The following is a 13340-nucleotide window of genomic DNA, read 5'->3' on the forward strand; positions in this document are numbered from 1 at the left end:
TGGGGCTCCCTCGCCCTCCCCTCTCCGCATGAGCCCTTCCGCCGTCGACATCTCCGTCGTCGTCCCCTGTTTCCGGGGAGAGACCTCGCTCCCCGAGCTGTGCTCCCGGTTGATACGCACGCTCGAGGCACGCCAGGCCTCGTTCGAGGTCATCCTGGTGGACGACAGCGCCAGGCCCACGCTGTGGGCCGTCATCGAAGGGCTGGCGCAATCGGACGCGCGCATCGTGGGCGTGCGGCTGATGCGCAACTTCGGGCAACACAACGCCACGGTGTGTGGCTTCAGGCATGCCCGCGGGCGCTGGGTCGTGACACTCGACGAGGACCTGCAGAACCCTCCCGAGGAGATCGGCACGCTGCTGGCCCGCGCCGAGGAGGCCGACGCGGACGTCGTCTATGGCCTTCCCCGCGTGAGGCAAGGCCCGGGGTGGCGCTCCCTCGCCTCGCGCCTCATCATGGTCATCCCCCGCAAGGTGATGCGGGTGGGGTTCGACATCTCCGCCTTCCGGCTCATCTCCGGCCGGGTCGCCGCCGAGGTCTCTCGCAGCGAACGGCACGACATCATCCTCGACATCTACCTGTCCTGGGTCACCGACCGCATCACCGCCACCGAGGTGCGCCATGACCACCCCGATGGACTGCGCAGCTCGTACACGCTGAGCCGGTTGATGACGGTGTTCTTCAACCTGCTCTTCAACTACGCCACCTTCCCCCTGCGACTGGCCTCCATTGGCGGGTTCTTCCTGTCGGTGCTGTCCGCCATCGCGGGAGTCTTCGTCCTCTACTCGCGCATCACCGGCCACATCACCGTGCCCGGCTGGGCCTCCCTGGCGGTGGCGGTGCTGTTCTCGTCGGGCGTGACGCTGCTCGGCGTGGGCATCCTTTCCGAGTACGTGGCGCGCATCTTCCTTCAAATCAATCAGAAGCCTCAGTCCGTGGTGCGTCAGTCGACGAGCGCCTCGAGACTGGCCTCCGCGGAGACTCTCACGGAGCCCGCGCGTCAGGAGTCCCTCCATGGACATCGCTGAAGAGCAGCGCGCCTTCTACGGCGCCCTCCTGGACCAGTACGGGGACGACCCGCGTTCGCTGTCCCACCGCGACCAGGCCACGCAATACGAGCGCTTCCACCGGCTGGCCCGCGTCTTCGAAGGCGAGTCCGGCCCTTTCTCCGTGCACGAAATCGGGTGCGGGCTGGGCCACTTCGGCGAGTACCTCCAGCACCACCATCCCCAGGCCCGCTACTCCGGCAGCGACGTGCACCCGTCCTTCACGGAGGCGTGTGCCCGCAAGTTCCCGCAGGGCGCCTTCCACACGCGAGACATCGTCGCCGCGCTGCCGCCCGAGCGTTACGACTACCTGACGCTGTCAGGCACCTTCAACGTCCGGCTCTCCGCGTCCCCCGCGGAGTGGCGAGGCTTCGTCGAGGGGATGCTCGGCGCGATGTACGCGCTGTGCACCAAGGGCTTCTCGGTGAACTTCCTCACCACCTTCCACGACCCCGAATTCACGCGCGAGGAGCTGTACTACCAGCCCCCCGGCGCGCTCCTGGACTTCGTGGTGGGGAAGCTCAGCCGCTTCTGGGAGCTGGATGCCGCCGGGCCGCTCTACGAGTACACCTTGCGCGTCTACCGTCCCGAGTACGTCCGCACCCGCCACGCGGATGACGCCTTCGCGCGCTACTTCCGGTCCGCTCCTCGCCCGTCATCGACATGAGCGCATCCGCTTCCAGCGCCCCCACCTCTCTGCCTTCACGTCCACGCATCGCGGTGGTGGGCGCGGGTCCAGCGGGCCTCACCGCGGCCTATGTCCTGGCTCGCGCCGGGGCGCAGGTCGAAGTCCATGAAGGCAGCCGCGTCGTGGGCGGCCTGTCGCGCAGCCTCGACTTGTGGAACCAGCGGGTGGACCTGGGGCCGCATCGCTTCTACACCCAGGACGCTCGCATCAACGAGCTCTGGAAGAGCGTCGTGGGCGAGGACTGGGGCACCGTCGAGTCCCATCCCGGCGTCTTCCGCAACGACGGTCAGGTGTTGCGCTATCCGCTCCAGGTCGTGGACGTGGTGCGCAAGGTGGGCTTCCTCGAGTCCGTCCGATGCGTACTCGACTATGGCGCGCAGCAGCTTCGCCCGCGGCCGGACGTGCTCACCTTCGAGGACTGGCTGGTGCAGCGCTTCGGACGCCGCGTCTACGAGCAGTTCTTCCGCGACTACAACGAGAAGTTCTTCGGACGGCCGTGCGCGCGAATCGACGCGGGAGTCGCAGGTGCCGCGTCCAAGGACTCGTCGCTCGTCGAGACGGTGCTCAACGCCTTGCGCATGGGGGTGGACAACGCCCGCGCTCGCGCCGTGAAACAAGTCACCGAGCGGTTCCCCTACCCCCAGCGCGGCACGGGGGAGGTGTACGAGCGCATGGCGCGCTTCGTCGGCGACAACGGGGGCGAGGTGTTCCTCGAGAGCCGCGTGGAAGCCCTCGAAATCGAGGGCCGACGGGTGACGGGGCTGCGCACCGCGAAAGGCTCGCGGGCCTACGACTTCGTCATCTCCAGCGCGCCCCTCGTCCCCTTGGTGAGCCAGCTTCCCGACCCGCCTCCCGAGGTGCAGCGCGCCCTCGTCGAAGCCCGCGACGTGCTCACGTTCCGCAGCGCGATTCTCGTGTACCTCGAGGTCCAGGGGACGAACCTGTTCCCCGAGTCCTGGCTGGAGATGCACACCCGCGCAGTGCGCACTTGCCGCGTGACGAACTTCCGCAACTGGGTCCCCGGCCTCTACGGACAGGAGCGCTCCTCCATCCTCTGCGTGGAGTACTGGTGCGCCCAGGAAGAAGACGTGTGGACGCAGGGCGATGAGGCCCTGGCCGCGCTCGCCCAGCGCGAGCTCGAGCGCGTGGGACTGCTGGGCGCGAACCCTGTGGGCCGCTTCCACGTGGTGCGCCTGCCCCGCTGCTATCCCGTGTACCAGCCCGGCTATCAGCGCGTCCTGCAACCCCTGCAGACACACCTCGACAGCTTCGAGCGACTGAGCTCCATCGGCCGAGGCGGCCGCTTCTCCTACAACAGCCAGGACGCCAACTGGCGCATGGGACTGGAGGCCGCGGACGGGGCCCGGGCGGCGCTCGGCTTCTAGCCAGGCACCCGCCCCCGCCCTGCCGCGAGGACCTCAACCGCCGCCGCGCACCGTGTCATCCAGCTCGTCCGTGAGGCCGTGCTTCGCCAGGCGGTAGCGGAAGGAACGGAACGACAGCCCCAGCAGGTCCGCGGCCCGCGTCTTCACACCACCGGACTGCTTCAACGCCGCCAGCAGGTACCGCCGCTCGCTGTCGTCCAGGTGGCGCTCCAGGTTGAAGCCCGAGCCCAGCTGCGGCTCTCCTGGCTCCCCTGGACGCACCACCGGCTCCGTCTCGCCGCGCACCGCGGGCGGCAAGGTCGACAGCCCCAGAAGGTCGGAGTCGGACAGCGTCGCCGCGCGCTCCACCATGTTCTGCAGCTGCCGCACGTTGCCGGGGAAGGCGTAGCGCTCCAGCAGTGCCAGCGTCTCCGGCGCGAAGCGCAGGCCCGGCCGGCCCAGCTCCTCCGCCATCCTCGACAGGAAGTGGCTGGCCAGCAGCGAGATGTCGCCCGTGCGCTCACGCAATGGCGGCAACTCCAACGTGATGACATTGAGGCGGTAGAAGAGGTCCTCGCGAAAGCGCCCCGCCTTCACCTCCGCCTCCAGCCTCCGGTTGGTCGCCGCGATGACTCGCGCCTGGAAGGGCACCTCCGCCGCGCTGCCCACCGGCTTCACCTTCCGCTCCTGCAACACGCGCAGGAGCTTCACCTGCGTGGCGAGCGGCATCTCCCCGACCTCGTCCAACATCACCGTCCCCTCCCCCGCAGACACCAACAACCCCGCGCGCTCCTGCAGCGCCCCCGTGAAGGCCCCCTTCACGTGGCCGAACAGCTCGCTCTCCAGCGTGCCCTCGTTGAGCGCCGCGCAGTTGAAGGGGAGGAACGGTTGCGCCGCGCGACTGCCTCGCATGTGGATGGCCCGCGCCACCAATTCCTTGCCCGTGCCGCTCTCCCCCGTCACCAGCACCGTGCTGCGCCCCGGCGCCACCTTCTCCACCAGGGACCACACGCTCTGCATCCGCTCGCTGTGCCCCACCGCGACGCCCAGGCCCGGCAACAGCCGCGCACGCAGCGTCGTGTTCTCCTGCCGCAAGAGGCGCTTCTCCAGCGCCTTCTGCACCAGGAGCCGGAGCTCCTCGTTGTCGAAGGGTTTGCAGATGTAGTCGTACGCGCCCTCGCGCATCGCCTCCACCGCGGCCGACGGCGTCCCGAAGGCGGTGATCAGCACCACCTCTGGCGGCTCCTTGCGCGCACGCGCCGCGCGCAGCACGTCCAGGCCGCTGCCCGTCCCCAGCTTCATGTCGGAGATGACCAGGTCGACGCCGTCGCGCGACAGGAGCTCGCACGCGGGCTTCACGCCGGGCACGCTCGTCACCACGTAGCCCTCGCGGTGCAGGAGGAGCTCCAGGTACTCGCGCATGGACAGCTCGTCGTCCACCACCAGGACGTGGCCTCGCGCGCCCTCACCCGCATGTGTTGTCGTTGTCGTCACAGCGGCAACCCCACGACGAACTCCGTTCCCTCGGCCGGCGCCGAGCGCACCCGGATGGTACCGCCATGCGCGCGGATGATGGAGTGCGCGGTGGACAGCCCCAACCCCGTGCCTCCGTCCCGCGTGGTGAAGAAGGGCTCGAACAGGTGCCCCATCATCTCCTCGGTGATGCTGCCCGCCGAGTCCCACACGCGAATCTGGGCTTCCTTCTCGCCTCGCGCCAAGCCCACCTTCACCTCACCCTTGGGCCCCGCCGCCTGGAAGCCGTTGCGCACCAGGTTGATGAGCACCTGACGCAGCTGGTCCGGGTCCACCGCGGCCATGAGCCGCTCCTGCGCGGACACCTCCACCCGCACGTCCCTGGCCAGCGGGTCCGCGCGCAGCATGTCCACCGTCTCCGTCAGCAGCGCATCCAGGTGGACCTCCCGCCGCATCGGCTCCGGAGGACGGGCGAACCGCAGGAAGTCATCCACCAACCGCGCCAGCCGGTCCGACTCGCGCACCAGGATGTTGGTGAGCTTGAGCGACACCACGTCCGTCGCGCGCTCCTGCGCCAGGAGCTGCGCGGAGCCCCGCATCGCCGCCAGGGGATTGCGCAGCTCGTGCGCGAGCTGCGCGGAGAGCGCCCCCAGGCTCGCGAGACGGTCCGAGCGCTTGAGGTCCTCCTCCATCCGCCGCAGCTCGGTCAGGTCCTGGAAGACGATGAGCAGCGCCCCCGGCTCTCCCTCCAGCGGCGTCACCGACAGGCCGAGGATGCGGCGCTGCCCGTGATTCGTGCTCACCACCAGCTCGCCTCGCGAAGAGCGCGGCGCGAGCCCGGAGACGCCCGGGAGGAGCGCCTCCAGCGGCTGCCCCGCGTGGCGTCCGTCCTCGACGTGGAGGATGGCTCGCGCGGCGGTGTTGACGTAGGTGACGCGCCGCTGGGCATCACAGGTGATGAGGCCCGAGGGCATCGACGAGAGAATCTGTTGCTGGAGTCCTCCCAGCCGACGCAGGTCCTCCTCACGCGCCGACAACGCGCCACCCGTCGCGGAGAGCTGCCGCGCCAGGTAGCCGGCGAGCACCGCGATGAGCGCGAGCGCCAGCAGGTTGCTGCCCAGCACGAAGAGGCCTCGGCTGGAGAGCACCGGCCCCAGGGGCGCATCGCTCGACAGGCGCAGCACCACCACGAGCCCCGAGAACGCCACCGCCCCCGACGCCGCCACCCACAGCGCGCCCCGCCCGTCCAACACCACGGCGGCGCCGATGACGGCCAGGCTGTAGAGGAACGTCAGCGGAGAGTCGGCCCCACCGCTCAGGTACACCAGGCCCGTGGCGATGACGACGTCACCCACCACCTGCACCCAGGCATCCAGCCGTCCGGCCTTGCCTCGCCGGAGCCGAATCCCCACCACCACCGTGGAGATGTACGCGGTGATGATGACGCCCAGCGAGAGGGAGTCCGCCTGGCTCGGCTCCTCGAGGGGCTGGAGCAGCAGGCGACCCACGGTGATGACGAGCGACAGGCTCGCCGCCACCGTTCGGAACAACACCAACCAGACCAGGCGCACGCGCAGACGCTCAGCGGCGTCCGCGCGCACACTCGAGACCGCGGAGCTACTTGATCGCGCCGGCAATGGAGAAGATGGGCAGGTACATGGCGATGAGGAAGCCACCGACCACGCCGCCGAGGAACACCATCAACAGAGGCTCGATCATCGCCGTCAACGCGCTGACGGCGGTGTCCACCTCGTCGTCGTAGAAGTCGGCGATCTTGTTGAGCATGGTGTCCATGGCGCCGGTGGCCTCACCGACACCAATCATCTGCACCACCATGGAGGGGAACACCTTGGTCTCCTGCAACGGACCGGCGATGTTCTTGCCTTCGGAGATCTTGCCGCGCACGTAGTAGATGGCCTCTTCCACCGTGCGATTGCCGGCCGTCTTCGCCGTCACTTCCAGCGCGTCGAGGATGGGGACGCCGGAGGAGATCATCGTGCCCAGCGTGCGCGTGAAGCGCGCCACGGCGACCTTGCGCAGCACGGGTCCGAAGAGCGGCGCCTTGAGGAACACCTTGTCCCAGAACTTGCGGCCCTTGGGCTGCCTGTAGCTCCAGGAGAAGGAGACCACGAGCACGACGATGGTGCCGAAGACGTAGAACCAGTAGTCCTGCGCCCACTGGGACAGGTCCACCACGAACTGGGTGGGAGCGGGCAGCGCGGAGCCGAAGTCCGCGAACATCGCCGCGAACACGGGCGTCACCTTCAAGAGCAGGAGCGCCGTCACGCCGATGGCCACCAGGATGACGATGGCCGGGTAGGTCATCGCGCCCTTCACCTTGCGCTTGAGCTTCTCCGACTTCTCCCGGTAGGCCGCCAGACGGTTGAGGATGGTGTCGAGGATACCGCCCACCTCGCCGGCCGCGCACAGCTGCGTGTAGAGCTCGTCGAAGACCTTGGGGTGCTCCTTCAGCGCATCCGCGAAGGTGCTGCCCTGCTCCACCCGGCCCTTGATGGCCATCACCACCTTCTTGAAGGTGGGGTTGTCCATCTGGCTGGCGAGGATGTCGAGGCACTGCACCAGCGGGAGGCCGGCGTCGATCATCGTCGCGAACTGACGGGTGAAGACGAGGATGTCCTTGCCCGTCACCCCGCCCATGCCGGGCAGGGTGATTTCGCCATCCAGCGCGCTCTTCTTGCGGACCTTGACGGGGTTGAGCCCCAAGGACTTGAGACGGGCGTTGACGGCCTCCAGGTCGGAGGCCTCCATCTCGCCCTTCTTCGTCTCACCGGCCTTGGTCTTCGCCTCCCAGAGGAACTGGGACGTGTTCTTCTTGGAAGCTGTTGCCTTTTGGACTGCTGGTGCTGCCATGAGCTCGACCTCCGCGGACGCCGCGCGAGTCTAACCGCTGAATCTCAAAACCAGGAACTAACGACCCGCTGGCCCGCCTGGAGCCCGCTGTCCGACCGGCATTCCACCTCCCGTGGCCAGGATGTTTCGCAGCTCGTCCGGGTCGCTGGAGCGTCCGAAGGCCTCGTCCTGGGAGATGACCCGCCGCAGGAGCAGCGCGGCCAGCGCCTGGTTGAACGTCTGCATGCCGAACTTCGCCTGACCCACCTGCATGGAGGAGTAGATCTGGTGGACCTTGTCCTCGCGGATGAGGTTCCGGATGGCGGGGTTGGGCACCATGACCTCCAGGGCCAGCACGCGGCCCGGAGCACCCGCCTTGGCCACCAGCGACTGGCTCATCACGCCCTCCAGCACGAAGGAGAGCTGCGCGCGCACCTGGGGCTGCTGGTACGGCGGGAACACGTCCAGCACGCGGTTGATGGTCTGCACCGCGCTGTTGGTGTGCAGTGTCGCGTAGCAGATATGGCCTGTCTCCGCGATGGTGAGCGCCGCTTCGATGGTCTCCAGGTCTCGGAGCTCACCGACCAGCACCACGTCCGGGTCCTGGCGGAGGATGTACTTGAGGGCCGTCTTGAAGTTCCGGGTGTCCGCCCCCACCTCGCGCTGGTTCACCAGGCAGTTCTTGTGTGGGTGCAGGTACTCGATGGGGTCCTCGATGGTCATGATGTGCTCATGACGCTCGGTGTTGATCTTGTCGATCATCGAGGCCAGCGTGGTGGACTTGCCCGAGCCCGTGGGGCCCGTCACCAGGATGAGGCCGCGCGGCTTCTTCACCAGCTCCGCGACCACGGGCGGCAGGCCCAGCTCCTGGAAGGTCAGGATCTTGAAGGGAATGGTGCGGAAGGCCCCGGCCACCGCGCCACGCTGCATGAAGATGTTGGCGCGGAAGCGCGACAGGCCCTTCACGCCGAAGGACAGGTCCAGCTCGTTGTCCTCCTCGAACTTGTGCTTCTGGGCGTCCGTGAGGATGGAGTAGCAGAGCTGCTTGGTCTCCACGGGCGTCAGCGGCGCCGTCTTCAAGGGGACGAGCTCGCCGTCCACGCGCAACTGGGGCGGAGAGCCGGTGGTGACGTGGAGGTCGGAAGCGCCCTTCTCGACCATCGCCTTGAGGAGCTGGTGCAGGTTGGCCACGGTGGGGGAGTCCTTCGGTCAGGCGGTGGAAAGGGTGACTAGAAGCGGTCCGGGGCGGTGTTGCCGACCACCTCTTCCAGGGTGGTGGCGCCGTCCATCACCTTCTTGAGACCGCTCATGCGCAGGCTGCTCATGCCCAGGCGGATGGCCTCCTGCTTGAGCTCCGCGGCGGACGCGCCGTTGATGACCAGCTCCTTGAGGCCGTCCCAGAAGGGCATGACCTCGTAGATGGCCACGCGGCCCCGGTAGCCGCGGTCGTTGCAGTCGCGGCAGCCGACCTTCTCGTACAGCGTGAAGGTGCCGATCTTGTCCGGGGGCACGCCGGCGTCGATGAGGGCCTGCTCGTCCACGTGGTCCGCGGGCTTCTTGCACGCGGGGCACAGCCGGCGCGCCAGCCGCTGGGCGAGGATGAGGTTGAGCGAGGCCGTCACGAGGAACGGCTCGATGCCCATGTTGAGCAGACGGCTCACCGTGCCCGGGGCGTCGTTGGTGTGCAGCGTGGAGAGCACCAGGTGGCCCGTGAGCGCGGCCTTCACGCCGATCTCCGCCGTCTCGAAGTCGCGGATCTCACCAATCATGATGATGTCCGGGTCCTGGCGCAGGAAGCTGCGCAGGGCGGCGGCGAAGTTCAGGCCGATGTCGTCATGCATCTGCACCTGGTTGATGCCGGCGAAGTTGAACTCGACCGGGTCCTCGGCGGTGCAGATGTTGGTGCCCACGTCGTTGAGGCTGGAGAGCGCCGAGTACAGCGTCGTCGTCTTGCCGGAGCCCGTGGGGCCCGTCACCAGCACCATGCCGTACGGCCGGTCGATGGCCTCCTTGAACCAGGCCAGGGGCTCCGGGTCGAAGCCCAGCTTCGTCATGTCGAGCTGGAGGTTGCTCTTGTCGAGCAACCGCATGACGACCTTCTCGCCGAAGAGCGTGGGACACACGCTCACGCGGAAGTCCATCTCCTTGCCGCCGCCAATCTTGATCTTGATGCGGCCGTCCTGCGGCAGGCGGCGCTCGGAGATGTCGAGCGAGGCCATGATCTTCAAACGCGAGGTGATCGCGTTGCGCAGCTTCATGGGCGGCCGCATGACCTCGTACATCACGCCGTCGATGCGGAAGCGGACGCGGAAGTCGCGCTCGTAGGGCTCGATGTGGATGTCGGACGCGCGCTTCTTGATGGCGTCCATGAGGATGAGATTCACGAGCTTGACCACGGGCGCGTCGTCCGCGGCCTTGGCCATCTCATCGATGTTCTCCGTCTCCTCCTTCGCCAGCTCGATGTCGTCGGCCACGTCGCCGACGATGTCCTCCATCGAGGGGCCCTTCTCCGCGTAGTACCGCTCGATGGCCTCGCGGATGGAGACCTCGGACGCGACCACCGTCTCGATGTTGTAGCCGGTGAGGAACTTCAGGTCGTCCACCGCGAAGATGTTGGACGGGTCGCACATCGCGACGATGAGCGAGGGGCCCGCGCGGTTGACGGGAATCACCAGGTGCTTCTCGGCCACTTCCTTGGGCACGAGCTTGATGATGTCCGGGTCGATGTCGAAGTCTTTGAGGTTGATGGCCGGCACGCCGTACTGCTTGGAGAGGAAGTCGGTGAGCTTCGACTCCTCGATGGCGCCCGTCTTGATGAGCGCGGTGCCGATGCGCGTGCCGCTCTTCTGCTGCTCTTCCTGGGCCTTGCGCAGTTGCTGGACGGAGATGAGGTTCTCGCGGACCAGCAGTTCACCCAATCGACCGGACATTCGTGAAGCCTCTTCCTTGTGGCAACGAAGGATGGGACGGGCGGGGGCCCGCCTCGCTCTCGGGGAGCCAGGGGCGATGCCTCGGGGCCCCACAGCACCTTTGGCACGGTTCCTGACAGTGGATTAGAGGGGAGCCGCGCACATCCGTCAAGGCGCCCTCGTGGGGGGCCCCAAGCCTCCAACCCATTGAACACGCACGGGAAAAATGTGCGCGCTCAGGCTCCGGTCCGCGCAATCACCGTGCGCGCCGCCTCCACGTCGCGCTTGATCTGCCCCGTCAGCTCCGCCACGGAGCCGAAGCGCTGCTCGGGACGCAGCCGCTCCAGGAACTCTACGCGCAGCTCACGGCCGTAGAGGTCGCCCGCGAAGTCCAGCAGGTGCGCCTCGATGGTGACCTCGGTGCCTCCGAAGGTGGGCTTGATGCCGATGTTGGCGGCGCCGCCGTACCAGGTCCCGGGGGACTCGCCCCCCACCAGGCGCACGCGGATGGCGTACACGCCCGGCGCGGGACGCAGCTCGTTCTGCGTGTCCACGTTCGCGGTGGGAAAGCCGATGGTCCTCCCCCGCCCCGCGCCCGCCACCACCATGCCGTCCAAATCGAACGGCCGGCCCAACAGCCGACACGCGGCGGACACCCGGCCCTCCAGGATGTACTCGCGCACCCGCGAGGACGAGGCCACCACCCCATCCACCGTGACGGGGGCCACCACGTGGACCTTGGCGCCTCGCCGGCCGGCGGCCTCGCGCAGCGTGTCCACCGTGCCCGCGCGCGCGGCGCCGTAGGTGAAGTCGCTGCCCACCACCACGTGCGCCACGCCCAGCGCGTCGAACAGCGTGGCCTCGAAGTCGGCGGGCACCGTCCGGGCGTAGTCGCGCGAGAACGACTGCACCACCGTGGCCTCCAGGCCCAGGCCGGCGAGCAGCTCCAGACGGCGAGGCAGGAGGGTGATGAGCTTGGGCGCCAGGTCCGGCTGGAGCACCTTGCCCGGGTGGGGGTTGAAGGTGAACGCCGCGGGGGGGGCGTGCCGACGTGCCTCCGCGAAGAGGGCCTGGTGGCCCACGTGTACGCCGTCGAAGTTGCCCAGAGCGAGCGCCCGGCCGATCAGCGCCCGGCCCGCCTCGGCCACCGAGTGGAAGACCTTCATGTCCCCCCTATACCAGTGTTTTTCCCTGGCCAGACCCCGCATGACCGTGGTTGGAGCGCCCCTACGCACATGCCTCGCCCTCGCCTGCTGCCAGACCCCGTTGGCCTCCACCTCGTCGAGATGTCGACACCTCCCGACTGGGACGCCGAGTTCGGCTTCTCCGGCCCGCTGGAGCTCGAAATCGGCTCCGGCGCCGGTGGCCATGCCCTGGAGTACTGCCGCCGCAACCCGCACGTGCGCTTCGTCGCCTTCGAGTGGCGCAAGAAGTACGCCCGGGACACCCTGGACCGCGCCGCCAAGGCGGGCCTGCGCAACCTGCGCGTCGTCGAGTCCGACGCCCGCTTCGTCGTCCCTCGCATCTTCGCGGACGACACCCTCTCCGCCATCCACCTCCAGTTCCCCGACCCGTGGTGGAAGCGCGCACACGCCAAGCGCGCCGTCGTCCAGCCCACCTTCGCCCGGCTCCTGCTGGGAAAGCTCGCCCCGGGGGGCCTCTTCGACATGCGCACCGACGTCCAGGACCGCGGGGAGAACATGCTCTCCATCCTGGAATCCGTCGGATTCCACAACCCCTTGGGTTCCGGTGTCTTCCACCCGTATGACCCGGAGGAAGTGCCGTCCACGCGCGAGCGGCGCTACCTGACGACGGGGGAACCCGTCTACCGCGCCCGGCTCACCCGCCCCCGCTGAACGTCCAGAAGACAGACACTTGCCCGACCCCTTGGCTTCCCCGGGTGGGCGGGGGAGAATCACAGTCATTCTGGCAGCGCGGGATGATTGTACCGGGGGCGCAACCGCATGGCGGAGGGAGACAGGAAGAGGACGCAGGAGGTAGCCCATCGGCCGGGGTCCGGCGGGGAGCTCAGCGGCCGGACGGTGCTCATCGTCGACGACGACCCGGCGCATGTGGCGCATGTGCGGGAGGGGCTGGCGCCCCGGGGCTACCTCTTCAGGGAGGCCCATGACGGGCCCCAGGCGCTGTCGGCCATCCGCGAGTCCCGCCCGGACCTCATCCTCATGGATGTGGAGATGCCGGGGCTGGGCGGCGTGGAGGTGTGCCGCATCATCAAGGCCAACTCGGGCGAGGACGGCTTCGGCTTCATCCCGGTGATTCTCATGACGGCGCGTCAGGCGGCCGGCAAGGTGGAGGGGCTGGAGCTGGGGGCGGACGACTACCTGGTGAAGCCCTTCGACATGCTGGAGCTGTCGGCCCGCGTGAAGTCGATGCTGCGGCTCAAGGTGCTGCAGGACACGCTGGTGGAGAAGAACCGGGAGCTGGACAAGGCCAACAAGGAGCTGGCGCGGCGCCGCGAGGAGCTGCTCGCGCTCAGCCGCACGGACGCGCTGACGGGTCTGTTCAACCGCCGATGCTTCGAGGAGCGGCTCACCGAGGAGTTCGCCCGCTCCCGGCGCTACCAGTCTCCCCTGTCGCTGGTGATGCTGGACATCGACCACTTCAAGCGCATCAACGACACCTTCGGGCACCCCTTCGGGGACCAGGTGCTCAAGGCGGTGGCCCAGACGGCGCGCACGCGGCTGCGCGAGGTGGACGTGCTGGCGCGCTACGGCGGCGAGGAGTTCATCGCCCTCCTGCCGGAGACCAACCCCGTGGACGCGCTCAAGGTGTGTGAGCGCGTGCGCGAGGCCATCGCGGGGCTCGGGGTGGAGCACGTGGGCGTGGAGGGGAAACGGCAGGAGGTGAGGCTGACCGCGTCACTGGGCGTGGCCACGGTGCCGTCGGCGGACCTGAACAGCGCGGAAGCGCTCCTGCGCGCGGCGGATGCCGGGCTTTATGCGGCCAAGGGAGCGGGCCGGAACCGTGTTCGGCAACACGTTCCGTGAGGG

General features: G+C 68.4%; 11 protein-coding genes. 5 read left to right on the plus strand and 6 right to left on the minus strand.

Going from position 1 to position 13340, the window contains the following annotated elements:
• The first annotated feature begins 28 nt into the window (after window positions 1-28).
• The 3 genes from MYSTI_RS31655 to MYSTI_RS31665 are packed head-to-tail and all read left to right on the plus strand — an operon-like array spanning window position 29 to window position 3118.
• On the plus strand, window positions 29-1027 hold the full coding sequence (locus MYSTI_RS31655; RefSeq protein WP_015351901.1) for a glycosyltransferase family 2 protein: 999 nt from the start codon (window positions 29-31) through the stop codon (window positions 1025-1027).
• The gene (locus MYSTI_RS31660; protein ID WP_015351902.1) at window positions 1014-1712 is read left to right on the plus strand and encodes a class I SAM-dependent methyltransferase; all 699 of its coding nucleotides are present in this window, start codon (window positions 1014-1016) and stop codon (window positions 1710-1712) included. Before MYSTI_RS31655 ends, MYSTI_RS31660 begins: the two co-directional genes overlap by 14 nt.
• Window positions 1709-3118: an FAD-dependent oxidoreductase gene (locus MYSTI_RS31665; RefSeq protein ID WP_015351903.1), complete on the plus strand. Its 1410-nt coding sequence runs from the start codon at window positions 1709-1711 to the stop codon at window positions 3116-3118. The genes MYSTI_RS31660 and MYSTI_RS31665 overlap by 4 nt, the downstream gene beginning before the upstream one ends.
• 33 nt (window positions 3119-3151) lie before the next feature.
• Here the strand turns inward: MYSTI_RS31665 and MYSTI_RS31670 are convergent, their stop codons facing one another.
• The 6 genes from MYSTI_RS31670 to MYSTI_RS31695 form a co-directional block, all read right to left on the minus strand.
• Window positions 3152-4591 carry a sigma-54-dependent transcriptional regulator gene (locus tag MYSTI_RS31670; RefSeq protein WP_267881035.1) on the minus strand — a complete coding sequence of 480 codons (1440 nt, stop codon included), beginning with the start codon at window positions 4589-4591 and terminating at the stop codon, window positions 3152-3154.
• On the minus strand, window positions 4588-6141 hold the full coding sequence (locus tag MYSTI_RS31675; RefSeq protein WP_015351905.1) for a two-component system sensor histidine kinase NtrB: 1554 nt from the start codon (window positions 6139-6141) through the stop codon (window positions 4588-4590). The genes MYSTI_RS31670 and MYSTI_RS31675 overlap by 4 nt, the downstream gene beginning before the upstream one ends.
• A 46-nt stretch (window positions 6142-6187) precedes the next feature.
• Window positions 6188-7441: a type IV pilus assembly protein PilC gene (gene pilC, locus MYSTI_RS31680; RefSeq protein WP_015351906.1), complete on the minus strand. Its 1254-nt coding sequence runs from the start codon at window positions 7439-7441 to the stop codon at window positions 6188-6190.
• Window positions 7442-7498: 57 nt separating this feature from the next.
• Window positions 7499-8611, minus strand: coding sequence for a type IV pilus twitching motility protein PilT (locus MYSTI_RS31685; protein WP_015351907.1), 1113 nt, complete (start codon window positions 8609-8611; stop codon window positions 7499-7501).
• A 38-nt stretch (window positions 8612-8649) separates the two neighbouring features.
• Window positions 8650-10350 (minus strand): type IV-A pilus assembly ATPase PilB, encoded by a 1701-nt coding sequence (gene pilB, locus MYSTI_RS31690; RefSeq protein ID WP_015351908.1) that lies wholly within the window; start codon window positions 10348-10350, stop codon window positions 8650-8652.
• A gap of 215 nt (window positions 10351-10565) precedes the next feature.
• Window positions 10566-11495 carry a bifunctional riboflavin kinase/FAD synthetase gene (locus tag MYSTI_RS31695; protein WP_015351909.1) on the minus strand — a complete coding sequence of 310 codons (930 nt, stop codon included), beginning with the start codon at window positions 11493-11495 and terminating at the stop codon, window positions 10566-10568.
• A gap of 69 nt (window positions 11496-11564) precedes the next feature.
• Between MYSTI_RS31695 and trmB the strand changes: the two genes are divergently transcribed.
• Both trmB and MYSTI_RS31705 read left to right on the plus strand, forming a co-directional pair.
• Window positions 11565-12185: a tRNA (guanine(46)-N(7))-methyltransferase TrmB gene (trmB, locus tag MYSTI_RS31700; RefSeq protein WP_015351910.1), complete on the plus strand. Its 621-nt coding sequence runs from the start codon at window positions 11565-11567 to the stop codon at window positions 12183-12185.
• 108 nt (window positions 12186-12293) lie between these two features.
• A complete protein-coding gene (locus tag MYSTI_RS31705) occupies window positions 12294-13337 on the plus strand; it encodes a diguanylate cyclase (RefSeq protein ID WP_015351911.1) in 1044 nt (347 codons plus the stop codon).
• Window positions 13338-13340: the final 3 nt, after the last annotated feature.

This window comes from Myxococcus stipitatus DSM 14675 (assembly GCF_000331735.1).
Classification (GTDB): Bacteria; Myxococcota; Myxococcia; order Myxococcales; family Myxococcaceae; genus Myxococcus; species Myxococcus stipitatus.

Coding starts and splice junctions, on each gene's coding strand:
- MYSTI_RS31655 (WP_015351901.1), top strand. CDS start 29: ATGAGCCCTTCCGCCGTCGACATCTCCGTCGTCGTCCCCTGTTTCCGG.
- MYSTI_RS31660 (WP_015351902.1), top strand. CDS start 1,014: ATGGACATCGCTGAAGAGCAGCGCGCCTTCTACGGCGCCCTCCTGGAC.
- MYSTI_RS31665 (WP_015351903.1), top strand. CDS start 1,709: ATGAGCGCATCCGCTTCCAGCGCCCCCACCTCTCTGCCTTCACGTCCA.
- pilC (WP_015351906.1), bottom strand. CDS start 7,441: ATGGCAGCACCAGCAGTCCAAAAGGCAACAGCTTCCAAGAAGAACACG.
- pilB (WP_015351908.1), bottom strand. CDS start 10,350: ATGTCCGGTCGATTGGGTGAACTGCTGGTCCGCGAGAACCTCATCTCC.
- MYSTI_RS31695 (WP_015351909.1), bottom strand. CDS start 11,495: ATGAAGGTCTTCCACTCGGTGGCCGAGGCGGGCCGGGCGCTGATCGGC.
- trmB (WP_015351910.1), top strand. CDS start 11,565: ATGCCTCGCCCTCGCCTGCTGCCAGACCCCGTTGGCCTCCACCTCGTC.
- MYSTI_RS31705 (WP_015351911.1), top strand. CDS start 12,294: ATGGCGGAGGGAGACAGGAAGAGGACGCAGGAGGTAGCCCATCGGCCG.